Origin of the sequence: Paraburkholderia sediminicola (assembly GCF_046026855.1) — a bacterium.
GTDB lineage: Bacteria > Pseudomonadota > Gammaproteobacteria > Burkholderiales > Burkholderiaceae > Paraburkholderia > Paraburkholderia sediminicola_A.
Genome location: NZ_JAQQET010000056.1, coordinates 23,845 through 32,282, shown reverse-complemented (window position 1 = coordinate 32,282; position 8,438 = coordinate 23,845). Strand labels below are relative to the sequence as shown.

Genomic DNA, 8,438 nt, shown 5'->3' with positions numbered 1-8,438 from the left:
CCTGCTGGCCCGCCGGTGTGCGCTGTACGAAGACGCGCGCAGGCAGAACCCCGCACGCTGGTCAGGTGCCATCCGCAACTGGCACCTGGCAGACTCGGTCTATCTGAACCCGGAGCGAACTCACGCGTCGGCCAAAATGTATAAGCACGCAGCGTAACGGTTCATGCGACAACTACCTTGACACACACCGCAGCAGGCAAAGAAAAGTAGGTGCCTGCCCCGCACAGGGGCGACGCTAATAGACCAATAGGAAATCAAGGAAAAGCCAACGCGACAGGCAAACAACAACAAGCGCCGCGAAGGCAAAACCGCGAAAAAAAGCCCCTGCCTGCAAGGCAACCAGACGACCAGGCGCCTCGCAGGCAAAACCAAAACCTTTACCGCTTAGCAAGCGGCCGAGCCTGCCGCTGAGTCTCCCCGACGAACAACTGCCGGGGCCGCCCAATCTTCTGCTCCGGATCGGCGATCATTTCGTTCCACTGCGCAATCCAGCCCACCGTACGCGCCATCGCGAAGATACACGTAAACATCGCAGTGGGAATACCCAGCGCGCGCTGAACGATACCCGAATAGAAGTCGACATTCGGATACAGCTTACGTGACACAAAATATTCATCTTCCAACGCGATCTTTTCCAGCGCCATGGCCAGCTTGAACAGCGGATCGTCGTGCAGGCCCAGCTCTTCCAGCACTTCGTAACACGTTTCACGCATCAGCTTCGCACGCGGATCGTAGTTCTTGTAGACACGATGACCGAAACCCATCAGCTTCACGCCCGAGTTCTTGTCCTTCACCTTCGCAATAAACTCAGGGATATTGTCGACCGAGCCAATCTCCGCCAGCATATTCAATGCGGCTTCGTTCGCACCACCGTGCGCCGGGCCCCACAAACAGGCGATACCCGCGGCAATACACGCGAACGGATTGGCGCCCGACGAACCCGCCAGACGCACCGTCGAGGTCGACGCGTTCTGCTCGTGGTCCGCGTGCAAAATCAGAATGCGATCCAGCGCGCGCACCAGTACATCATTGACTTCGTACTCTTCCGCCGGATTGGCGAACATCATCCGCATGAAGTTCGCGCTGTACGACAGGTCGTTCTTCGGATAAACGAAAGGCTGCCCCACGGTGTACTTGTACGCCATCGCCACCAGAGTAGGCAGTTTCGCGATCATGCGGATCGCGGATACGTCGCGGTGCTGCGGATTGTTGATGTCGAGCGAGTCGTGATAGAACGCCGATAGCGCACCGACCGCTGCGACCAGGATCGCCATCGGGTGCGCGTCACGGCGGAAACCGCGGAAGAAGAAATGCATCTGCTCGTGCACCATCGTGTGCATCGTAACAGTGTTGACGAACTCTTCTTTCTGCTGCGCATTCGGCAACTCGCCCTTCAACAGCAGATAACACGTTTCGAGGAAGTCGGCGTTTTGCGCCAGATTGTCGATCGGATAACCGCGATACAGCAACTCGCCTTTGTCACCGTCGATATATGTGATTTCGGAATTGCATGCTGCCGTGGACATGAAACCCGGGTCGTAGGTGAACTTGCCGGTCTGGCCGTACAGCTTGCGGATGTCGATGACATCCGGCCCGAGCGTGCCCTGATAAATGGGCAAATCAATCGTCTGGTCGCTGTCGGAAAAGCTCAGCGTTGCGTGTGTCTTCGAGTTCATCTACACGTTCCTTTTACTTTCACATCGCACACATGCCGGCATGCTCGATCGTCGGATCGCCGCGTGGCATGCTCAGGCTCCGCTTTGCATTCTACGATCCGAAAGGGTTCTGATTGCGACGATTGCCCGCAACAAACCATCTCCACTGGCGCAACATTCGTTGCCTGAAAGAGTCGCGTAATCGCCTGAAACATACGGAAACAGGCGGAAATACGCAACACGGAACAGCACTGTTTGCGCCCGGCGGCGTCGCCAGCCAAATGAAAGTTAGCACGCTTACTGCAACAATGTTTTGCGGCGCTCAAGCTGCACAAGTAACGCCGCTCTGCGATACTGGATCCGTGTTTTGCTTCCCCTGCGAACACATCGCTGTCTTTGGCCCGCCGTCCTACGGCGGGCTTTTTTCATCAGCCAGAAGAACACGGAAGGACCAGATGAACGCCTCGCTCGAAACACTGTTTCCGGACCACGTCCACAACGAAGACAACATCGTCACCGCGCTGAACCACCAGGACATCGTCGTAGCGTTGTCGGCGGCGCTGAAAACGCAAGACGTGGCGGTGCTGCATATGCTTTACCCGCGTACCGACGCTCGCACTCATCGCAGCCTCGATACACTCGTCGATGTCCTGCACGGCCATGGTCTGCACGAAGTCGCGGATCTGATCGCGCAGGAAGCGCACTATCTGCTGTTCAAAGACCCCGTGAAGGCATGGAAAGCTTTCCACGAAATTCGCAACGACTCGCTCGCGATCGGCGTGCATCTGTATTACCACGGCCTCGTCGGCGAAGCCGCGGAACGCGCGCTCGACAAAGACGCGCACCGCAAGGCTTGAAGATTGAATGGCACGCAGTGACTAACTGCAAGCGCTACGCCCTGTGCGCGAGTCGGCGCGAGCCAGTCAACATGTGTTCATTGCAGGCTTATCAAGCGCTGGTTGCGCATCCAGGTGCGTACGCTGTGGTGCGAGTACCAGGAAGGCGCTTATCACGCGCGTGTCAAACGTCCATTGAGCGAATGAACTCGTCGACGTAACGATTGAATGCTGCCGGATGCGCGAGATTCATCCCATGCGAGGCGCCGCGCACGGTTTCGCGGCGCGAATCCGGCAGCCACGTTTGCAGCGCCGTCGCAGTGCGGCGAAACATGTCGGGACTCTTTTCGCCATCGATCAGCAGCACCGGGCAGCGTACTTCGGCCGCCTGTTCGGGTACGTAAGCGGGCAACGGATCGTGGAATTGGCGCGCGAGCGTGTGTGCGTTGTCAGTCGCCATCCTGCGAAACCCCGGCGTGCTCATCGCCCAGAAACCGGGACGGCTCACCGAATCGACGAACAGCTGCAAGCCCGCTTCCACCTCGCCCGTTTCGATCAACTGTGCGGCTTTCGCGCGCAATGCGTTGACGGTCTCCGGCAAGCTCGCGGGCGCTCGCCCGGCGATCTGCAACGGGCCACCCGGGTCAGCAAGCGTCAAGGTGCGCACATACTGCGGATGGCGCCGCGCGAAATGAAATGCCACGCAACCGCCGCGCGAATGGCCCACAACGTGCGCCGGCCCTGCGCCAAAAAGATCGATGAATTCGGCCACGTCGTCCGCGTGTTCACTCCAGCTGAACGGCTGGTTGGGCTCGGTATCCGTCACCGGCCAGTAATGCGTGAGACTCACCGAGACGCAGCGGTATTGCTTCGACAAACCTGCCAGTTGCGGTTGCCAGTAGCGGTAATCGCACAGCGAGCCATGCACGAACAACAGCAGTTCGCCCTCGCCGGCTTCCACATAGGGCATGCGCAAGCCGCTATGCAGCTCGATAAAGGACGGCGACGCGGGAGAGGACGAAGCGGAAACGGATTGATTCACTGGTGGTTCACGGACGGCGCGGCAGCGGCTGACTGTATCAGCGGAGCCGGCTAGAAATGGATTCGAGGAAAAACGTGTTCGCATCCCTGAAATTGGGATACAGGGCGTATTGTCACACAGCCATTGAATACGCGCCGAGGCCTGTTCAGCGTGCGTGTAGGGACTTGGCTGGGCGCCTCGCGATCCGCGCATCGCTGCTGGGGCCCGTACGGCTCATTTCGCGGCCGGTGCGCGTGACCGCGAGGCGGCTGCCAGCCCATGCGGCGAGCACGCCTTGACCACCTGCAAGGCGGTACATGCCACATCAACTCATTCGTAGGCGCTGTCGTCGAGCAAACCGGCGGCAGCCGCCGCGCCCGCGCCACGCACAGCGCAAGTGAGCGGTTCATCGGCGACGCGGACGTCGAGCCCAAGTTCGTTGGTCAAACGGCGGCCCAGATTGCCGAGCAGCGCGCCGCCGCCGGTCAGCACGATGCCGCCGTGCGCGATATCGGTCACCAGTTCGGCAGGCGCCGTTTCAAGCGCACGTTTCACGGCGCCGATCACCTGGCGCAGCGGTCCTTCGATCGCTTCAGCGATATCGTGGTTGCTCAACTGAACCGTGCGCGGCAAGCCGTCCTCCACGCTGCGCCCGGTTGCATTCATATGCTCGACCGGCACGTCGCGCACGGCCGAACCAATGCCCTTCTTGACGTGTTCTGCAGTTTGCTCGCCAAGCAGCACGCCATACAGGTTGCGCACGTAACTGACAATCGCCATGTCGAAACTGTCGCCGCCTACGCGAATCGAGCCGCTATACGCGAGGCCGCCGAGTGAGATCACACCGACTTCGGTGGTGCCGCCGCCGATGTCGACCACCATCGAGCCGATCGGCTCCGATACCGGCAGGCCCGCACCGACTGCCGACGCCAGCGATTCGCCGATCAGACTGACCTTCCACGCGCCGGCCGCCACTGCGGCCTCCTTGATCGCGCGCCGCTCGACCTGGGTCGCGCCCGCCGGGACACACACGGTGAATGCGGCACGCCGGCTGAACAACGGCCGCGGGCGGGCCATGTCGACGAATTGCCGGATCATCTGCTCGGCAGCGGAAAAGTTGGCGATCACGCCGTGCCGCATCGGCCGTATGGCTTCGACGTTGCCCGGTGCGCGGCCGAGCAGTTGGCGCGCTTCAGTGCCCACTGCCGCCACGCGTTTTTGCCCGGCGGCGGACTCTTTCTGGAAGGCCACGACAGACGGCTCGTTCAGCACGATGCCGCCGTTGTCGGTATAGATGAGGGTATTGGCCGTGCCGAGGTCCACCGCCACGGCGTGACGGAACAGTCGATCGAAAAGCGGGTAATGCGGCGTCGGTCTGGCCATAGGAAGGCTCTGATGTGTCGTTATCCGCCCTTTCCGGGCAGTCTGGAAAATGCGCCCCCGGTCACCCGAACCGCTTGGCACGCCCGGACGGGCGTTGCGCAATCCGCGCGGCGGAAGTGATTTTCATACCAATGAGCAGTTAACGGCAAGCAAATCAGAATCTTTAGGGCCACTTTTTAATTCCGGGCGAGTCAATCGCGCGACAAAGCACCCAATGCATGCTCCAGAGCCTGCTTGCCGAGCTCGACACCGTCCGCGTTAATCGTGTGGCCAATGCCGGGCAACGCGTAGGCGTCGACCGTGTAGCCGGCGTTGCTGAATGCATCCGCGGCGTATTCCAGTTCCTGTACCGGGATCACCTCGTCTTCTTCACCGTGCACGAGCGTAAGCGGTGTGCCGTTCTGCGCGACGATCGCCGAGGCGAGCCGCCCCGAATACGCGACGACCACAGCAACGCCTTCCGCGCTGGCCGCCACGTGATGCATCGCCATGATCGAGCCTTGTGAGAAGCCGACCAATGAAAGGCGATCGAAAGGAAGCTGCCAGTGCGCCAGTTCCGCCTCGAGCATGCGCCGCAACGCCGGATAGGCGGCAGCGACACGCGCGTCGCGATTGCCTTCGTTGACATCGCGCAGACTGAACCACTGCCGTCCGCCGAAGCCGCCGTCGAACGCGTCGGTGCCGTCGAGCGAGGCGAACGCGACGTCCGGCAGGCTCTCGCTCCAGATGTCCGCGAGCGGCATCAGATCGCGCGCATTGCTGCCCACGCCGTGCATCAGCACCACCAATGCCTTGGCAGGCGTTGTCGCCGGCGCGCGCCGCCAACCGTGTTCGAATTGCTCCCAGCCCATATTCAATTCCTCTCTCTGTACTCGCTGTACTCTCGGTTCGTGTTTCCGCACGCGCGGCCAGACACGCGGCAACGTGTGGCCCTCGCGGCGCCTCATGCAGCCTCAGGTCGCTTCGTGTTTCTTCGTGTCGCTGCATGCGGTCTCAGCCGGGAGCATACGCTGCCGGACTGGTTTCCGCCGCTGGATCTGTATGGGTCGACGACGCCATAACCTGAATACAGGTATGCTTTTGCAAGCATTCGACCGGCTGTCTGGCTCCTTGCCCGGGCAGTGAATAAACCGCCGTATAAAACGTCCGTAGCACCGCAATCCGGAGAATCGTTTGAGCCAGCCCTCTGCCGCGCCTGCTGCCACGCCGCCCGCACCACCGCCACCGTTACAAGGCGGCAAACTGGTTCTGGCGACCATCGCCGTTGCGCTCGCCACCTTCATGAACGTGCTCGACACGTCGATTGCGAACGTTGCGATTCCAACCATCTCGGGCAATCTCGGGGTCTCGGTCGATGAAGGCACGTGGGTCATCACGGTATTCGCCGCGGCCAATGCCGTCTCGATTCCGCTGACCGGTTGGCTCACGCAACGCATCGGCCAGATCAAGCTGTTCGTCGGCGCGATTCTGATGTTCGTGCTGGCTTCGTGGTTGTGCGGTATCGCGCCCACGTTGCCGATCCTGCTGGTCGCGCGGGTGTTCCAGGGTGCCGTGGCCGGTCCGCTGATTCCGCTCTCGCAAGCGATTCTGCTCGGCTCGTATCCCAAGGAGAAATCGTCGACGGCACTCGCGCTATGGGCCATGACGGCCACCGTCGGCCCGATTGCGGGTCCGGCGCTTGGCGGCTGGATCACGGATAGTTATAGCTGGTCGTGGATCTTCTACATCAACATTCCGGTCGGCATTTTCGCAGCCGGCGTGACGTGGATGATCTACCGCACCCGCGAGTCGGCCACCCGCAAACCGCCCATCGACGTAATCGGGCTCGGCCTGCTGATTACCTGGGTCGCGTCGCTGCAAATCATGCTCGACAAGGGCAAGGATCTCGACTGGTTTTCGTCGCCGGTGATCGTGATTCTCGGCATCACCGCGCTGATCAGTTTTGCGTTCTTCCTCGTGTGGGAGCTGACTGAGGAGAATCCGATCGTCGACTTGCGGCTCTTCCGGCAGCGCAACTTTCTCGGCGGCACGATTGCGATTTCGGTGGCGTACGGCGTGTTCTTCGGCAATCTGGTGCTACTGCCGCAATGGATGCAGGAGTATCTGAACTACCGCTCCGTGGACGCCGGTCTCGTTACCGCGCCGCTCGGCATCTTCGCGGTGCTGCTCGCACCGGTGATGGGCCGTGTGCTGCCGCGATCGGACGCACGCATCATCGCGACCCTTGCGTTTATCGGCTTTGCGGTGGTGTTTTATATGCGCTCGAAGTACGTGGTCGAAATCGACACGTGGCACCTCGTGCTCCCCACGCTGCTGCAAGGCATTCCAATGGCGCTGTTCTTCGTGCCGCTGACCGCGATCATTCTGTCCGGCCAGCCACCGAACAAAATTCCAGCGGCCGCCGGTCTGTCGAATTTCGTGCGGGTGTTTTGCGGCGCGGTGGGCACCTCGATCGCCGGCAACGAGTGGAATAACCGCACCGTGCTGCACCACGAACGGCTCACCGAGCGCGCCAGTGTCGATAACCCGCTGTTCAGCCAGCAGATCGATTCGACCCAGTCGCTGCTTCATCTGAACACGCAATCGGCACATGCGCTGTTTGATTTCACGGTGAACACCCAGGCCGCGATGATGGGCCTGAACGACATCTTCTATGTGTCGTCGATCATTTTCATTCTGATCATTCCGCTGATCTGGATTACGAAGCCAGCCAAGGGCGGCGGCGGACCGGGTGCGGCAGCCGCGCACTGATTGCGATGTTGCCGGCGCTGCGTTAGCGGAAATAGCGTGCGGGTGTGTCGCCGAAGGCGTCGCGGAACACGGCAATAAACGACGACACGTCGCCGTAGCCAACTTCGAGCGCCACTTGCGTGACGCTTGCTCCGGCGCCAAGGCGCTCCAGTGCAACCAGCAACCGCAGTTGCTGCCGCCACTGACCGAAGGTCTGCCCGGTTTCCTTGACGAAAAGGCGCGCCGCCGTGCGGGCGGTCACGCCGGCGGCCGCCGCCAGATCGTCAAGCACCGCCGGTTCCGCCGGGTTGACGTTCAGCGCTTCGGCGATCCGCTGAATCCGCGGATCGCGCGGCCAGTGCAACGCCAGAGGCGCGCTCGGCAAGCCGGACAAACGGTCCAGCAAAACTTGCAGAAGGCGCCCGGTGGGTTCGTCGACCGGTTTGTCGTGCGGCAGATCGCCCGCGGCGCCCAGCAAAGCTTCCGCCAGCCGGTCGAGCGCCAGCGCGACGTTTTGCGCGGGCAGCGGCGCCGCATCCGCGTCGGCATACAGCGAGTGAAGTTGCACCGGCTCAGCGGTAGACAGGCAATGCTGCACGTTCGCCATCAGCCAGAGCGCGTGACCCTGCGGCACGACCCATCGCCCGGTTTCCGTACGCACGCCTAGCACGCCGACGCTCACATGGATCAACCGCGCACGACGATAGGCGCGCCACGGTTCGTCCAGCGCATCGTAGTGCTCGTCGACCACGAATACCGGACGCGCGACGCCGTCCGGATCGAAAGCTTCCATCATCAATGTCCGTTTTGCCC

At 61.5% G+C, this 8,438-nt stretch carries 7 protein-coding genes; 2 read left to right on the top strand and 5 right to left on the bottom strand.

Translation table 11 applies throughout. The features are described from left to right. Positions 1–377 precede the first annotated feature (377 nt). Positions 378–1,676, bottom strand: coding sequence for a citrate synthase (gene gltA / locus PQR40_RS37450; RefSeq protein WP_408341040.1), 1,299 nt, complete (start codon positions 1,674–1,676; stop codon positions 378–380). 434 nt (positions 1,677–2,110) lie between these two features. Here gltA and PQR40_RS37445 point away from each other — a divergent pair, with 434 nt between their 5' ends. Next, positions 2,111–2,512 (top strand): hypothetical protein, encoded by a 402-nt coding sequence (locus PQR40_RS37445; protein ID WP_172178295.1) that lies wholly within the window; start codon positions 2,111–2,113, stop codon positions 2,510–2,512. Positions 2,513–2,675: 163 nt separating this feature from the next. On the opposite strand, the gene PQR40_RS37440 is transcribed toward PQR40_RS37445, so the two are convergent. The 3 genes from PQR40_RS37440 to PQR40_RS37430 all read right to left on the bottom strand — a co-directional run bounded on the left by PQR40_RS37440 (position 2,676) and on the right by PQR40_RS37430 (position 5,746). Next, positions 2,676–3,461, bottom strand: coding sequence for an alpha/beta fold hydrolase (locus PQR40_RS37440; protein ID WP_408227053.1), 786 nt, complete (start codon positions 3,459–3,461; stop codon positions 2,676–2,678). 381 nt (positions 3,462–3,842) lie between these two features. Next, a complete protein-coding gene (locus PQR40_RS37435; protein WP_408226987.1) occupies positions 3,843–4,895 on the bottom strand; it encodes a rod shape-determining protein in 1,053 nt (350 codons plus the stop codon). Between the two features lie 191 nt (positions 4,896–5,086). Beyond that, positions 5,087–5,746 (bottom strand): alpha/beta hydrolase, encoded by a 660-nt coding sequence (locus PQR40_RS37430; RefSeq protein ID WP_408511162.1) that lies wholly within the window; start codon positions 5,744–5,746, stop codon positions 5,087–5,089. A 322-nt stretch (positions 5,747–6,068) separates the two neighbouring features. Between PQR40_RS37430 and PQR40_RS37425 the strand changes: the two genes are divergently transcribed. Continuing rightward, positions 6,069–7,646, top strand: coding sequence for a DHA2 family efflux MFS transporter permease subunit (locus PQR40_RS37425; RefSeq protein ID WP_408511161.1), 1,578 nt, complete (start codon positions 6,069–6,071; stop codon positions 7,644–7,646). Between the two features lie 22 nt (positions 7,647–7,668). On the opposite strand, the gene PQR40_RS37420 is transcribed toward PQR40_RS37425, so the two are convergent. After that, a complete protein-coding gene (locus PQR40_RS37420) occupies positions 7,669–8,421 on the bottom strand; it encodes an AraC family transcriptional regulator (protein ID WP_408511160.1) in 753 nt (250 codons plus the stop codon). Positions 8,422–8,438 lie beyond the last annotated feature (17 nt).

Excerpts from the sequence above, each read along its gene's own strand:
- gltA (WP_408341040.1), bottom strand. The coding sequence starts at position 1,676 with ATGAACTCGAAGACACACGCAACGCTGAGCTTTTCCGACAGCGACCAG.
- PQR40_RS37440 (WP_408227053.1), bottom strand. The coding sequence starts at position 3,461 with ATGCCCTATGTGGAAGCCGGCGAGGGCGAACTGCTGTTGTTCGTGCAT.
- PQR40_RS37430 (WP_408511162.1), bottom strand. The coding sequence starts at position 5,746 with ATGGGCTGGGAGCAATTCGAACACGGTTGGCGGCGCGCGCCGGCGACA.
- PQR40_RS37435 (WP_408226987.1), bottom strand. The coding sequence starts at position 4,895 with ATGGCCAGACCGACGCCGCATTACCCGCTTTTCGATCGACTGTTCCGT.
- PQR40_RS37420 (WP_408511160.1), bottom strand. The coding sequence starts at position 8,421 with ATGATGGAAGCTTTCGATCCGGACGGCGTCGCGCGTCCGGTATTCGTG.
- PQR40_RS37445 (WP_172178295.1), top strand. The coding sequence starts at position 2,111 with ATGAACGCCTCGCTCGAAACACTGTTTCCGGACCACGTCCACAACGAA.